Annotated in this window: 18 protein-coding genes; 2 read left to right on the top strand and 16 right to left on the bottom strand. The window is 39.9% G+C overall.

Features of this window, described 5'->3' with window-relative positions; genetic code table 11:
- Positions 1-84: 84 nt before the first annotated feature.
- From yqeK to M3Z76_RS03625, 7 genes are read right to left on the bottom strand one after another with little or no spacing between them, the layout of a single operon-like run.
- Complete coding sequence (gene yqeK / locus M3Z76_RS03655; protein ID WP_293920928.1) at positions 85-651, bottom strand: bis(5'-nucleosyl)-tetraphosphatase (symmetrical) YqeK; 567 nt, start codon at positions 649-651, stop codon at positions 85-87.
- On the bottom strand, positions 641-1,210 hold the full coding sequence (locus tag M3Z76_RS03650; protein WP_293920929.1) for a nicotinate-nucleotide adenylyltransferase: 570 nt from the start codon (positions 1,208-1,210) through the stop codon (positions 641-643). Before M3Z76_RS03650 ends, yqeK begins: the two co-directional genes overlap by 11 nt.
- Positions 1,210-1,515, bottom strand: coding sequence for a ribosome assembly RNA-binding protein YhbY (gene yhbY / locus M3Z76_RS03645; protein WP_293920930.1), 306 nt, complete (start codon positions 1,513-1,515; stop codon positions 1,210-1,212). Before yhbY ends, M3Z76_RS03650 begins: the two co-directional genes overlap by 1 nt.
- 25 nt (positions 1,516-1,540) lie before the next feature.
- Positions 1,541-2,365, bottom strand: a complete 825-nt coding sequence (gene aroE, locus M3Z76_RS03640) for a shikimate dehydrogenase (protein ID WP_293920931.1) — start codon at positions 2,363-2,365, stop codon at positions 1,541-1,543.
- Positions 2,366-2,389: 24 nt separating this feature from the next.
- Positions 2,390-3,493, bottom strand: coding sequence for a ribosome biogenesis GTPase YqeH (yqeH, locus tag M3Z76_RS03635; RefSeq protein WP_293920932.1), 1,104 nt, complete (start codon positions 3,491-3,493; stop codon positions 2,390-2,392).
- Complete coding sequence (locus M3Z76_RS03630; RefSeq protein WP_293920933.1) at positions 3,493-4,011, bottom strand: YqeG family HAD IIIA-type phosphatase; 519 nt, start codon at positions 4,009-4,011, stop codon at positions 3,493-3,495. Before M3Z76_RS03630 ends, yqeH begins: the two co-directional genes overlap by 1 nt.
- A 60-nt stretch (positions 4,012-4,071) precedes the next feature.
- A complete protein-coding gene (locus tag M3Z76_RS03625; protein WP_293920934.1) occupies positions 4,072-4,854 on the bottom strand; it encodes a phosphatidylserine decarboxylase in 783 nt (260 codons plus the stop codon).
- 174 nt (positions 4,855-5,028) lie between these two features.
- Between M3Z76_RS03625 and pssA the strand changes: the two genes are divergently transcribed.
- Together pssA and sigK are read left to right on the top strand one after the other, a co-directional pair.
- Complete coding sequence (gene pssA, locus M3Z76_RS03620) at positions 5,029-5,568, top strand: CDP-diacylglycerol--serine O-phosphatidyltransferase (RefSeq protein ID WP_293920936.1); 540 nt, start codon at positions 5,029-5,031, stop codon at positions 5,566-5,568.
- A gap of 362 nt (positions 5,569-5,930) precedes the next feature.
- Positions 5,931-6,635 (top strand): RNA polymerase sporulation sigma factor SigK, encoded by a 705-nt coding sequence (gene sigK / locus M3Z76_RS03615; protein WP_483310139.1) that lies wholly within the window; start codon positions 5,931-5,933, stop codon positions 6,633-6,635.
- 334 nt (positions 6,636-6,969) lie between these two features.
- On the opposite strand, the gene mtnN is transcribed toward sigK, so the two are convergent.
- The 9 genes from mtnN to M3Z76_RS03570 all read right to left on the bottom strand — a co-directional run bounded on the left by mtnN (position 6,970) and on the right by M3Z76_RS03570 (position 14,976).
- Entirely contained in the window at positions 6,970-7,662 is a 693-nt protein-coding gene (gene mtnN / locus M3Z76_RS03610; protein WP_293920937.1) for a 5'-methylthioadenosine/S-adenosylhomocysteine nucleosidase, read from the bottom strand.
- A gap of 25 nt (positions 7,663-7,687) precedes the next feature.
- Complete coding sequence (locus M3Z76_RS03605) at positions 7,688-8,371, bottom strand: YrrS family protein (RefSeq protein WP_293920938.1); 684 nt, start codon at positions 8,369-8,371, stop codon at positions 7,688-7,690.
- Between the two features lie 199 nt (positions 8,372-8,570).
- A complete protein-coding gene (gene greA, locus M3Z76_RS03600; RefSeq protein ID WP_293920939.1) occupies positions 8,571-9,062 on the bottom strand; it encodes a transcription elongation factor GreA in 492 nt (163 codons plus the stop codon).
- Positions 9,063-9,490: 428 nt separating this feature from the next.
- Complete coding sequence (udk, locus tag M3Z76_RS03595) at positions 9,491-10,126, bottom strand: uridine kinase (RefSeq protein ID WP_293920940.1); 636 nt, start codon at positions 10,124-10,126, stop codon at positions 9,491-9,493.
- Positions 10,127-11,404 carry a peptidase U32 family protein gene (locus M3Z76_RS03590; protein ID WP_293920941.1) on the bottom strand — a complete coding sequence of 426 codons (1,278 nt, stop codon included), beginning with the start codon at positions 11,402-11,404 and terminating at the stop codon, positions 10,127-10,129.
- Between the two features lie 16 nt (positions 11,405-11,420).
- Positions 11,421-12,353: a peptidase U32 family protein gene (locus M3Z76_RS03585; RefSeq protein WP_293920942.1), complete on the bottom strand. Its 933-nt coding sequence runs from the start codon at positions 12,351-12,353 to the stop codon at positions 11,421-11,423.
- 5 nt (positions 12,354-12,358) lie between these two features.
- The gene (locus M3Z76_RS03580) at positions 12,359-12,991 is read right to left on the bottom strand and encodes an O-methyltransferase (RefSeq protein WP_293920943.1); all 633 of its coding nucleotides are present in this window, start codon (positions 12,989-12,991) and stop codon (positions 12,359-12,361) included.
- 189 nt (positions 12,992-13,180) lie between these two features.
- A complete protein-coding gene (gene mltG / locus M3Z76_RS03575) occupies positions 13,181-14,299 on the bottom strand; it encodes an endolytic transglycosylase MltG (RefSeq protein WP_293920945.1) in 1,119 nt (372 codons plus the stop codon).
- 161 nt (positions 14,300-14,460) lie between these two features.
- Complete coding sequence (locus tag M3Z76_RS03570) at positions 14,461-14,976, bottom strand: DUF1292 domain-containing protein (protein ID WP_293920947.1); 516 nt, start codon at positions 14,974-14,976, stop codon at positions 14,461-14,463.
- Positions 14,977-15,003: the final 27 nt, after the last annotated feature.

Raw genomic sequence — 15,003 nt, 5'->3', positions numbered from 1 at the left:
GTCCTCCCTAATCAATTGCACCTCGACATCTGTCAGAGGTTTTATTTAGATGCAGCGAGCATTTATCTGCCCGCTATTGTTTTGCTAGTTCTGTTGAATCAAAATATAGTAATTATAGCATTCGGTAGATTGTGGGTAAATCGCTAGCTCCATTGCGATTAAATGTGCCAATGAATGCTGAATACATGCACGCATCGCCAACGTTAAATCTTGCTGTGCGATTTTGCGTAAATCCTCAACACCTGGAAATTTGCGATTCGGCTCAATCATATCTGCTATAAAAAGTATTTGCTCTAATTTTGTCATAGTCGCACGTCCTGTTGTATGGAAGCGAATCGCATTTAACACGTCCTCATCCTCCACTTGAAACTCAGTTTGTGCAACCCATGCCCCGACAGGACCATGTAAGATTTCAGCGCCCCACGCAAGCAATTTGCTATCAAGGGCATGTGTGCGTACAATGTCTCGCATCCATTCTTCATCTGCATATTTCACTACATCATGTAAAATCGCAGCAATTTCTGCTTTTTTGACATCTTCATTATAGCGTTGAGCTAGCTGCATCGCTGTTTCCATCACACCAATTGTATGAATATAACGCTTTTCTGGCATACGTGGCTTAATCGCATTCAGTAGTTTGTCACGCTCCATAAAGACCTTCCTTTCGAATATATGCCTCTACCGCTTCTGGGACGATATACTTTAATGGACCGCCATCATGACAGCGTTGGCGAATCACTGTTGAAGAGACATTCATTTCAGGTGTTTCTAACACTTGCACTGGATACGCCGTTTTTGCTTCTGTTCCAGGACGTTTAATCCCAACAAACTGCACAAGCTGAGTAAGCTCTTCAATATGATACCATTTATGCAATGAGTCAATCATATCGCCGCCAATAATAAAATAAAACTTTGCGTCAGGCTCTCGCTCCTGCAATGCATACATCGTATTATACGTATATGATATGCCGCCGCTTTCTAGCTCAATCTTTTCGATATGGAAATACGGTACATCGCTAATCGCAAGCTCCAGCATATGCACTCTTTGCTCATCTGTTGCCAAATGGCGCGCTTCTTTATGTGGAGGTGTAGCATTCGGCATAAAGCGCACTTCGTCCAATTTTAAGGCATGAAACGCTTCATTCGCCATCAGTAAATGACCTTGATGTATTGGATTAAAGGTACCACCTAAAATTCCTACACGCTTCATTACTTTTGTGTTGCCTTTGGTAAAACGATTTTTTTATTGTTGCGTGACTCTTTGTATAATACAACTGTTAAACCAATTAGTTGCACTAGCTCAGCTCGTGTACCTTGCGCTAAAGCCTCTGCTACCTCATGCTTATCGTCCTCACAATTGTCTAAAATACGCACTTTAATTAATTCACGGACTTCTAATACATCGCGTAATTGTGCAAGCATTGCATCATTGACGCCACCTTTCCCCACTTGGAAAATCGGGTCTAAATGGTGTGCCTCCGCACGTAAAAAACGCTTTTGTTTACCTGTTAACATAAATAATTTCCTTCCTGAAATAACCTTATTTTAATTGTGCCGTTAATTCGGCCATTGTATTCGCTATAGTTGGATAATGCCCTAGCCAATAATTATAGGCAATTGCACCTTGATGCACAAACATACCTAGCCCGTTGACAATCGTTGCACCCTTTTCTTCAGCTGCTTGCAAAAAAGGTGTCATTAACGGGTTATAAACGATATCTGCAGCAATCGCATCTTGTGGTAGCCCGTCTAATGCAAATGGTAAATCAAGTGTGCTGCTCGCCATGCCAGCAGGTGTCGTCTGTATAAAAATTGCAAACTGCCCTAGTTGTTTTTCTGCATCAGCTAAAGAAATTGCTTGTCCCGTGCCTAGCTCCTTGCAAATGACCTCCGCCTTTGCGAGAGTGCGGTTGGCAATTGTGATGTTTGAGTAACCTCCAGCTAATAAAGCGAAGGCAATACCACGGGCTGCACCGCCTGCTCCAATTAATAAAATTGGCTTCTCCTTGTGCTTCATTCCAATCACATCTTCTAAAGAACGGACAAAGCCTGCACCATCTGTATTATAGCCTTTATATTTTCCAGTCGCAGTTTTCACGACTGTATTAACAGCTCCCATTTTTGCTGCTTGCTCATCTAACTCGTCTAACAATGGAATGATTGCCTCTTTGTGTGGAATCGTCACATTCCAGCCAGATGCACCTAATAATTTCAATGAGGCAACCGCCTCTCGTAAATTGGCGGGCTCCACATGAATTGGTATATAGGCTGCATCAACATTCATTTCCCTATACCAAGCATTGTGCATGGCAGGTGATTTGGAATGGCTGATTGGGTCACCGATGACAGCAAACCATTTTTTCATCTATGCTCACCTCTATACTTACGATTAAATTAATGATGGGCGAATAAATACTTGTACCCCTTTTGGTGCGTATGCTGCTATGACAACATTCGCATGCTGTGCTGTAATCCAGCCAAGCCCTGAAAAGACGATATCGGTTTTTGCCTCTTTAATTGAAAATTCATGGCGCACAAGCTCTGGCAATTGCTCGATAAACTCTTTACTTGGTGGCGCCAATAGCTCACCTTTATGCTCAGCATATAAAGCATCTGCTTTTTCGAGCTTCGTACGATGAATCGGTAAATCATTCGCCACATGCACTGTGAACGCTGAACGCTCCCCCTGTACAAAGTCAAAGCGAGCAAGTGCACCGATAAAGAGTGTTTGCCCTGCGTTTTGCTGGTACACCTTTGGCTTAATTTCCTTTTTCGGCATAATATATTTCAATTCGCTCGCATCTAAATAGTGCGCCATTTGATGATGATTAATAATGCCTGGCGTATCATAAAGTGCCGAGCCATCATCTAGTGGAATTTCAATCATATCTAATGTTGTACCAGGGAAATGCGAGGTTGTAATAACTTCTCCTTCACCTGTTGCCTGCTTAATAATGCGGTTAATAAATGTCGATTTCCCTACATTCGTACAACCGACAACGAATACATCCTTGCCATTTCGATACGCTTCGATTGCTTCAACTACTTCTGCCATTCCGCGTCCTTTATGTGCAGAAACGAGCATAACATCCACTGGCTTCAAGCCAAGTGCCTTTGCCTCGCGCTTTAACCAATTAATTACTTTTTTCTCTTTTACTGATTTCGGCAATAAGTCCACTTTGTTAGCAACAAGCAATACGGGATTTTTCCCAACAAAGCGGTGCAAGCCTGGTAGCCAGCTCCCATTGAAATCAAAAATATCGACGATTTTCACAATTAACCCTTGCTGCTCACCAAGACCGTTTAAAATGCGTAAGAAATCATCGTCTGTTAAGCTGACAGGTTGAATTTCATTGTAGTTTTTCAAGCGGAAACAGCGCTGACAAATAATCGTTTCCTTCTCTAAAGAAGAAGCAGGCGCATAGCCTAGTTCATCTTTATTTTCTGTTTGGATTACTGCTCCACAGCCTATACATTGTGGCATTTCTACCATTATTTTTCCTCCCAAGTTATAATTCCTTTACGTTTCAAATCATTAAATATTCTGCGTTCAACAAAGCGATTAAATAATGTGACAAGCCCATCTGATTCCGCTACAGGACGCACTAAAAATGTGTAAAGCTTTTGGCGCTTACCACCAAAAATATCCGTTAACAACTGATCGCCTACCATCGCCACTTCGTCTCGACGTAAGCGCAGCTTTAGTAAACCCGCATAGTAAGCTGAACCAAGTGGCTTTTTCGCACGATGGATGTACGGAATTCCTAGCGGTGTCGCAAAATGCTTCACACGTTCCTCCTTATTATTTGATACAATAATGACACGAATACCTGCAGCTGTTAATTGCTCAAGCCATGTCATTATTTCCTCTGTTGCATCCGCTCGATCCCATTCAACTAAAGTATTATCTAAGTCTGTAATAACACCTTTAATGCCTAGTGCATGCAAGCGCTCTGGCGTAATTTCGTATACGCTATTGACATAAGCATCTGGTAATAAAAAATTATACAAAATCGTTGCTCCTTTAATTGTATTGCGAAGATCTTTTCGCTATAGGCATAATGTATTCTATTATAACATAGTTGCGAAGGCTTCTCCCATTCTTATCGCCTGTCCTTGCTGAACATTTTCAAGAAAAGCAATTGTTTCGCTTTCAAATAGCATAACAACCGTTGAGCCAAATGAAAAATAGCCAACTTCCTCACCTTTTTTCCATTGCTTCGATGTGTTTGTTAATACAATGGAATTGACAAATGTAGCGCCAACTTTAATAAAGGCTGCATGCTTGTCCTTACCATAGACGAGCTCACTGACCATACGATAGTTATGACTAATTGGCTTTTTGCCATATTGCAAGCCTATTTGATTGACCGGGAATGATTTTTTGCCAAGAATGTATTGCTTCTCCACATAGGCATTGACAGGGCTATGCATGCGATGATAATCAGCTGGACTTAAGTAAAAAACGATATATTGTCCCTTTTCATAACGCTTCGCAGCTTGCTCACTTCCTAATAAGTCAACAAGAGAGTATGGCTTGTCCTTTACTGTTAAAATAACATTATCCTTCATTTCTCCAAATGCCTCTAGCTTCGCATCAACAGGGCTAACTAGAATTGAAGGGTTTTCGTCGATTGGACGCGCCTCTGCTTTTAGCTCGCGTGTAAAAAATTCGTGCAAGCTTTGAAATTGCTCCATTTTTTTTGAAACTTCTTCTATATCAATACCGTATAATTTACTATAGCTGCGAATAAATTTCTTACTGTAGCTTGATTTAGCAAATTTCATTAATATGTTAGAGCTTGTTTGACCATTTGTTAATTCAATTAGCTGTTGATAAATTTTTTCTCTCATATTTCAGCCCCCGTCACGTGTTATTTAGCTTGTGCTATAAATGAGACCTTTACTAACGCTATGCTATTATATAGTGTAACAGCTTAGAAGAAAAGTAGATATATTTTAAAGAGCTATCATTTTATCGCTCAAAGCAGTATAATAGAAAAATATTCAGTCGAAGGAGTGTTTCTAATGTTTCTTCTCCAGAAAGTTGACTTAACTTTGAAGAAAATAAAATCAAACGCTGCCAATTTAATTACGCTTTTAAATCTATCATTTGGTGGAGCCTCTGTAATGGCATCATTAAATGAAGCATATAACTACAGTGTACTCTTTATTTTTATTGCAGCATTTTTGGATCGTTACGACGGCAAAGTCGCTCGAAAATATAATCAGGAATCCGAGCTTGGCAAGCAGCTTGATTCAATGGGAGATATTATTTCATTCGGTGTAGCACCTGCTATTTTAATGTACGAGATGGTTTTCTCTAACTTTGGTCTACCAGGCATGTTTATTACAATTTTTTATATTACATGTGGAGCCTTCCGTTTGGCACGCTTCAATTGTTCGGAAACACCTGGTTTCTTTGTAGGTTTACCAATTACAGCAGCAGGAACATTATTAACGATTACCTTTTTCTTAGTGCCTGCCGTTTCACCTGTCTTTTATTTAATCGTATCACCGCTACTTGCGTTATTAATGATTAGCACATTTACATTGAAAAAAGTGTAGTATATAAGGCTGTTCAAAAGAGATCATCTTTTGAACAGCCTTCACTTTTGTTATGAAAAGGACTATCTCAAAATGAATTTTCAGATGGTCCAAGCTTATTTATAAAATATCCGCTATACCGTGCTTCTGCGGTGGTCGCATTGCATGCCACCATCCTCGGCGCAAAGAGACTGTCTCAAAATACTTTTCAGACGGTCCAAGCTTATTTATAAAATATCCGCTATACCGTGCTTCTGCGGTGGTCGCATTGCATGCCACCATCCTCGGCGCAAAAGGACCATCTCAAAATGAATTTTCAGATGGTCCTTTTCATGAAGTGCTAAAAATCGACATATACTGCTAAAAAGGCGGAAGGATGAAGCATGTTGAGCGGTATATTTTTTTCGCTCATTCAACTATGGTTAGAATTCCCTTCATTGCTCGGTTATTTAAAGGGCCAGGCGTTTTCTAAACCATTTTCTCGTGAAGAAGAGGCAGAAGTATTAGAAAAGTATTTAGCAGGGGATGAGCAAGCGCGCCTTGATTTAATTGAGCGCAATATGCGACTCGTAGCGCACGTCGTAAAAAAATTCCATCCTCCTCATGAACAGCTCGATGATTACATTTCCATCGGGACAATCGGCTTAATGAAGGCGGTAGCTAGCTATACACCCGACAAAAAAACAAGGCTTGCTACATATGCCGCAAGATGTATTGAAAATGAAATATTGATGCATTTACGTGCACAAAAAAAGGTACAAAAGGATATTTCACTTTTTGAGTCAATCGGTGTTGACCATGAAGGGCAATCGTTGCAAATTCGCGATTTGCTGCAATTAGATGAGCAGCCAACAATCGATATTTTAGAGCAGCAGGAGCGCTTTGCGCAGCTCTATGCTTATTTAGATACACTGGATGAGCGAGAGCTAGAAATTATTACGTATCGTTATGGGCTACAGCAACAAGAACCATTGACCCAAAAAGAAATTGCCAAAAAGCTCAATATCTCAAGAAGCTATGTATCACGCATTGAAAAAAGAGCGTTAATTAAGCTTTATCAGCAATTCAAGCATAATCAAAAGGAGTAATCTATTACGCCTTGGCTAACGCTCATCCAGATTTTTTTTGAGCTCGTGAGCGAAAGTGCTGGGGCGTTGTTGGTCGCTCAGTGGATGTTTGTACACTCACTGAATCAAAATAAAAACGCTTGAAAACGAGGATTTCCCCTTGCTTTCAAGCGCTTTACTTTATTCAATTGTACTATCATGTACATCCGCCGAAATCACTAGCATGAATACTACTGTTGCCATAATCGCTGCCGTCGCAATAAATATCATAAATATGCTCCTCTCACGATAAATCGTATATGATAGCTATATCGTATCATGTTTAGCTCACATCGACTGTGATTTTTTTAACACTTCACAGCTTCGTAATTGCCTTCAAGACAATTTCTGTTGAATGCTTTGCCGCAGTCGGTAAAAATTCATCAAAGCTAATATTTGATTCTTTTCCTGCAATATCCGATAATGCACGGATGACAACAAATGGTGTGCCAAATTGATAGCATACTTGAGCCACTGCTGCCGCTTCCATTTCAACTGCTTTCATTTGAGGGAAGTTTGCGCGAACTGCCTCAGTACGAGTTGGATCTGCCATAAATACATCACCAGAGCAAATAAGTCCAACACCATATTGATGCTCCCCTACTTCTGCAACTGCTTCTTGCGCAATTTCAATTAAACGTGCATCTGCTTGATAGGCAGCAGGCATACCAGCCATTTGACCAATTTCATAGCCAAATGCTGTAACATCCACATCATGATGGCGTACTTCATCAGAAATAACGACAGCTCCTACTTCAAGCGCTGTATCAAAGCCACCAGCTGAGCCTGTATTAATCACGACATCTGGTTTAAATTGTTGCAATAATAATGTAGTAGACATGGCAGCATTCACTTTACCAATACCGCTTTTTAATAGTACGACATCTTTTCCTTCATATGTACCGGCTGTATACTCGCTACCTGCAATTGTTGTGACAGCTGTATTCGTTAGTGCGGCACGCAGTAATTCTACTTCCTGCTCCATTGCACCGATTACGGCAATTTTCATTAAATGTTCCTCCTAAAATCGTCACTTACCATGACCCTTCAATTGTGTTAAGCTTTTCTAATTTTACAGGTTTCCACCCTTCATTGGCAACCCATTCTATACTTACACGGTATTTCTCTGTTTTATCATTTGAAGAAACAACAGCAATCGCCGTATCAGCACCACCATTATTTTTAATCTGCCAAATAATGCTATTGCTCTGCTCTATCGGCAGTATCGCAAAAATAGTTGCTAGCTTTTCTTCATAATCAATATGTCCCTCTTGAAAAACAGATGTATGTGGACCTGTTTGTGCAGTTTTCGTCGGCTGCCAATTTGGATTGACAACCACTTCATCTACGAGCGGGTCTGTAGATGGTGTGATAACATCTGTCGCAGTATTTTCCTCATTAGCATTCTCTGTTTGCTGTGCATCTTCAGAAGATTCAGGCTCATCCACTGCATTTGTATCATTTTGAGTCTCTTCGTTTGTGCCATCATTTTGTTCATCTACATCGTTTGTATTTACATCATGATCTGCTTGCTGTTCAGCTGGCTCTTTTTCAACTGCCTTATCATCACCTGTGAAGAAAATAATATAGCTCGTAATGCCAATTAATACGATAACGAGCGCTATTAAATAATTTAATAACCGATTCATTGGATTTGTTTTTTGCTGGCGCTGTCTATATTCCGAGCGCGAATTTTTATTTTGTTCATAATCTGCCATACATTTCGCCCCTTTATTTCATATATCAATTACACTTTGGCGTCATTATTTCGGGATTTGGAATTCCCTTTAATCAATTGACGAGCTACCGATTAACAAAGTTCCGAATTAATACACATATACTATATAACGAAATGTACGAAAAAGCCCAAAAAGTAACATTACTTTTCGGACTTTTATCTTCACTAATCTAGCATGATTAGCTAATTTTTAAAATCTCAACTTCCATGTCCCCGCCAGGTGTTGTTAATTTTACTTTATCGCCAACTTTGTGTCCCATTAATGCTTTTGCGATTGGCGAGTCATTTGAAATAAGTCCCTCTAGTGGATCTGCCTCTGCTGAACCAACGATTGTGTAAGACTCTTCAAAATCAGCACGTTTACCATCAATTAATTCATCAAAAGTAACCGTTTTTCCTAAAGTCACTGTATCAGTTGCAGCAGACTCGTCCTCAGTAATAATTAATGCATTGCGCAGCATTGACTCGATTGTTGAAATACGACCTTCCACGAAGCCTTGCTCTTCCTTCGCTGAATCATACTCTGAGTTTTCTGATAAATCACCAAAGCTACGAGCAATTTTAATGCGCTCTACTACTTCTTTACGCTTTACTGTTTTTAAATGCTCTAATTCTTCCTCTAATTTCGCTTTTCCCGCTAAAGTCATTGGATATTGTTTTTCGTTTGACATAATACTCATTCCTCCATTGTTGTAAAACTGTACGTTTGTATTTGCATATTTTATGCAATCGTTTACTTTTTAGAAATCATACTTCAGCCATCTATCGAAGCCCTATAAAGTGAACCTTCAATCAGTGGGGGTTTTCCTCATCCCCCACTGATTGGTAGTTTCACCAATCGGGTTTTTACAGGCTGTTTGATCCCCCTCTTCAACACCTTGATTTTATCTGCTGTTTTGAAGTAGGGGTCTTACAGCCTGTTGATACGGGATAAAGTATGTTGCTAGTAAATGTATGAATGAGCGGGCTTCCGTAGAAGTCGCCCGCCCATTCTATTTGTATACTTCAGTTAATCGGTCTGAAATTACACTAAAAACTGTTTTCTTTATATGCCAACACAGCAAAACTGCATGTTAAATGTAAATACTTCCCTATCATATTATACATTTGATTCAGTTTCAAGAATTGTTTTAATTTTTGTGACCATCAAATCGATTGCCACACCGTTATCGCCACCTTCTGGTACGATGACATCTGCATAACGCTTTGTTGGCTCAATAAACATATTGTGCATCGGACGTACTGCTGTTAAATATTGTTCAATAACAGAATCTGCTGTACGACCACGTTCTTTAATATCGCGCTGCATACGGCGAATAATACGCAAGTCCGCATCTGTATCGACAAATAATTTAATATCCATTAAATCACGTAGTCGCTCATCCTCCAGTACTAAAATACCTTCTAGAATAATGACATCCTTCGGTTCAACGTGAATGACATCACTTGCACGCGTATGCTGTACATAGTCATACACTGGTTTATCAATTGATTGACGCTCAAGTAGCATGTTAATATGTTCAATTAAAAGCTCTGTATCAAATGCTAAAGGATGATCATAATTCGTTTGTAAACGCTCCTCAAACGTCATATGACTTTGATCTTTATAATAATAGTCTTGCTCAATCACCACAACAGAATGATCTTTAAATACCTCATAAATGGCACGTGTCACACTTGTTTTACCTGAACAAGAGCCACCAGCGATACCAATAACTACAGGACGCTTTGCCATTTAGTCATTCTCCTTACGCATCATATTTAATTTTGATAATGGACGATCTACTTTAAACTTTAGAATTTGTAATGGATGACGCGCAACGTCTAGCTCATTGCCTTCCTCATCCCAAAGCTGGCCTACTGTCATTTGGAACGTCTCGATATCTGGACCGAAAAATTCCACTGTATCGCCAGGTTTGAAATAATTGCGTTGCTCCATTGTGACCATTTGTGTTTCTGCATCATAATCCAACACAAGTCCAGCAAAATCCCATTTCACTTTGCCTGCATGGAAGCCAAACATTTGCTGCTTGTAGCTCGGCTCGCCTTCAAAGAAAGAGGAAGCTGTTGCACGGTTTGCACAGCGTGATAATTCCTCTAGCCATTCTTTTTTAATCACAAAGTTTTCTGGGTCTGCACAATAAGCATCAATCACTTTACGATAAACAGATACAACTGTTGCTACATAGTGAATGGATTTCATACGCCCTTCAATTTTTAATGAATCGATACCTAGCTCAATCATATGTGGAATCGATTCAATCAATTTTAAATCTTTTGGACTCATCGCAAACGGTGCTTCGCCTTCTTGCGTTAACGCCTTTTCCTCTCCATCGACCTGCTCGTATAAATCATAATCCCAACGGCAAGATTGACAGCAACCACCCCGATTGGAGTCGCGTGCCGTCATATGGTTCGACAGCGTACAGCGTCCTGAATAGGCAATACACATTGCACCATGCACGAAGGCTTCAATTTCAATATCGACTTCGTCCTTCATTTTTTGCATTTCCACTGCGCCAACCTCGCGTGCTAATACAACACGATGTAAACCTTCATCCTTCCAATACTGCACAGCCTTCCAGTTCGATAAAGATTGCTGTGTTGAAAGATGGATTTCTAGCTTTGGTGCAACGCGGCGGCACGTTTCAATAATCAGTGGGTCCGCTACGATAATACCACGCACGCCAACACGCTCAATGTCACGCAAATAATCTTCAAGCCCTACCATATTTTCGTTATGGGCAAAAATATTTGTTGTAACATAAATGACAGCGCCATATTTATTCGCAAATTCAACGCCTTCTGCCATTTCCTCAATCGAGAAATTCCCCGCATTTGAACGTAAGCCAAATTCCTGACCACCGATAAAAACAGCATCTGCCCCGTAATGAACAGCTACTTTTAATTTTTCTAAGCTTCCTGCTGGTGCTAATAGTTCTGGCTTTTTTGTAATAACCCGTTTGCCATTTACCACTTCGCTTATTTTATCATTTTGAATTAATTCAAGCATAGTCCGCACTCCTTTCTTAGTAAACTGTTTCCTTATAAATAAAGCCTGTATCTAGTGGGCGTAGCTCTGGTTGAATTTCTTCAATTTTTGCTAATAGCTCGTCCTTCAAACTTTCATACGCATCCTCACCTTGCTCGAAATATGTATCGATTGCTTGGCGGTATAACTTCGTCACTGTCACAACATAGTCAAAGCTTTGTAATACGCCATCAAATTTAAGTGAATCAATACCTGCTTCAAAAAGCTCTGTTAACTCATCAATGATGCACATATCGTTTGGCGAGAAAATATGCGTGCCGTTAATATCTTCATAAATTGGATATTTATTTTTACGCTCTTTATCATGTAAAAACATATTTTTCGAGTCTTTGCGCTGCTCAATCTCCATCACTTCATCGCGATATAAGAAATAGTTGCCTAACAGCTTGCGCTTCGATTGGAACATACATGTCATACCGTGCACTTGCACTTCGATTTCATGCTCTGTATTTTCCTTGATTTCAATCACTTCATCAAGAGAAAGCTCACGCGCTAACACCGCACGTTTCGCACCGCGCTCGCCCCAATAATTTACTTGGAACCAGTTTGTTGCGATTGTTTCTGCACTCCAATGTAATGGAATCGTAATACCAAACTCTCTTACTGCCATAACGACTGCTGGGTCACCAAATAATAAAGCATCAACACCGATACGCTGCATTTCTTGCACGTAAGTCTCTAATGCTTCAATACGGTCATTATGGAAAAGTGCATTCACTGCCACATAGCCCTTTTTACCCGCTGCATGAATTAAATTTGTCGCTTCCTCTACTTGCGCTACTGTAAATTCACCAGCTAGGCGCAAGCCAAATTGTTGCTCCCCAATAACAAAAGCATCTGCGCCTGCTTCGATTAATGCTTTGACATGCTTGGTAGATTGGGGCGTTACTAATAACTCAGGTTTCTTCACCTTTCTCACCTCTTTAAGCAAATTAATAAACCATCACCAATTGGGAAAAACGCACTCGTATAATCTGGGTGCTGTAGTATCCAATTCGTAAATGTGTGTAAATTGCGAATCATCGTCCGCTTTCTTCTAGGTACTTCCTTCATCTCTAGGTCGGACAAGCCGTGCATATACATATTGTCAATGTACAACACACCACCTGATGGTACAAGTGGTGAATATTTTTCAAAAAACTTTTGATATTGCCCTTTTGCCGCATCAATAAAGACAGCATCAATTGTTGATGGCAAAGACGCAACGTCAACTTCTAACGCATCGCCTTCAATAACTTGAATGCGGTCCGCCACTTCCGAACGTTCAATAAATTTGCGCGCATGTAGTACACGTTCAGCATCGCGCTCGATCGTGACAATTTCACAGTTCGGTAAAGCCATCGCCATGCGCATCGCTGAATAACCTATCGCCGTGCCAATCTCTAAAATTTTCGCTGGATTTTGAATGCGTAACAATTGATTCAATGCATCAATACCAACTAACTGCATAATTGGTACGTGATGTTCCTGTGCAAACCTCTCCATCTCCTGTAGCAACGCATTGCGAGGCTGAATAAAGGATGCGATATACGTATCTGATAATTCCATTGTGTAAAACTCCTTTTTACAAAAAGAAAAAGCGAAACGATGATGTTTACGCTTGTCGCCTATCATGTAAGGAGGACTGTCTAGAAATGTAGGCTTAGCCTATTTTTCTGGACAGCCCTATATTTTATATTTGCTTTAAAAACCACCATCTATAATAGCACGAATTTCGACAAAATGCGAATAATGTTTTTAGCGTAAATATTGTTCGATATTCGCTAAATGCTCATCATACGTTTTCGCAAAGTGGTTTGTACCCTCTTTATCTGCTAAGAAATATAAATAATCCGTTTGTGAAGGATTTAATGCGGCTTCAATTGATACTTTTCCTGCCCCAGCAATCGGACCTGGTGGCAGTCCTGTATTTTTATACGTATTGTATGGGTTGTCCACTTCTAAATCCTCATATAATACGCGATCTTTATGTGAGCCAAGTGAATACAGCACAGTTGGGTCTGTTTGCAATGGCATATCAATCGATAAACGATTGTAAAATACGCTCGCAATCGTTTCACGGTCTGTTTGTGCCGTTGCCTCTTCCTCAAGCAATGAAGCAAATGTCAGCAGCTCATGTGCTGTCATTTCCTTTTCATCTATTATGGAGCGATACTCTGTTACGATATCGTTCGTTGCACTTAACATTGTTTCAATAATAGCTGTTAATGACGGATTCTCCTCATAAAATGGATATGTTGCAGGATATAAATAGCCTTCTAATGCATAGCGAATGTTTTCATTATAGATTTCTTCTGTTAATAAATTCGGATACTGCCCCATTAAGCCTTCAATATATGTAGCATCGGTTACTTTATCCATAAATTGCTGTGCTGTAAAATTCGTATTTTTTTCTATAATTGCTGCGATTTGCTCTAATGTTAAGCCCTCTGGCACCGTCATTGTGAAAACAGGCTCACGGTACACTTTTCCTGTTTTTAAGCTTTCAATAATTTCATCTAGCGTCATCGCCTTCGTTAGCTTGTAATTCCCAGCTTGGAATTGCGATTCATTTTTAAATTTCGCATAGTATTTAAAAATTTGCGCATTTTTCACGACGCCATTTTTCTCTAAAATTTTTGAAATTAATGTGACACCAGAGCCCATTGGCACCTCAATCGCAATTTCATCCGTTGCATTTGGATCTACTGGCTTAAGTGCAGAGCTTACATATTTATAACCAGAGTAACCGCCTATTCCTATAACAATGAGTGCAATCAGCACAATGACACTGACAATACGGCGCACAATTTTCACTTCTTTTTTCTTACGTTTCATGTTATCAAACATTTGTTGCTTTTTTGATTCGTTTTCCACGAGGTAGCCCCCTTACTCCACATTAACAGGCAGTCCCGATAGAAAAGCCTATTATTTCTCTTTCATATCATACAAGATAATGCATGGAGTGACAAATGAAAAAGGAAAACGCTACTCAGCAAAAGTACCGAGTAGCGTTTGTATAATGTGTAAAATAATCTTTATTCTGCAACCTCAGCTAATGAAGCAAGCACTTTTTCAACCATCGCCCACTCTGCCTCTGTTTCAATCGGCAATAGCTCCGATACTTCACCATTTTCACCTGCAATATAAGCAGAGGCGAATACTTCTGAAGGCTCCTCACCTTCTTCATCTATCGCGTAAAATAAATAAGATTTACCTTCAACATCAAAGCGGTGCAAAATGTGGCAATAAATATCTTCGCCATCTTCGTTTGTTAATGTCATATAGTTTGTTTGGTCATCGGAAAATTCATCAACAAGCGTATTCAACACTTCCTGTACCATTTCCCATTCTGTCTCTGTTTCAAGCGGAGCAAAATCGCTTACTTCACCGTTATCATCTAGTTCACAGCGCAATGCTGAAATTTCAGCATTTTCTTCACCTTCGATTGTGTAAAGAACATAGGAATGCTCCTCTGCATCGAATGTGAAGATGACACGACATACTACTTCCTCGCCCGCTTCATTTAACAGCTTAAAAAATTGTTCATCCATTATGAATTCCTCCTTTGTTTTGTCAAA

Origin of the sequence: Metasolibacillus sp. (assembly GCF_025291715.1) — a bacterium.
Taxonomy (GTDB): Bacteria; Bacillota; Bacilli; order Bacillales_A; family Planococcaceae; genus Metasolibacillus; species Metasolibacillus louembei.
Note: the sequence above shows the minus strand (reverse complement) of the source record. Positions and strands in the feature narration are given on the sequence as shown.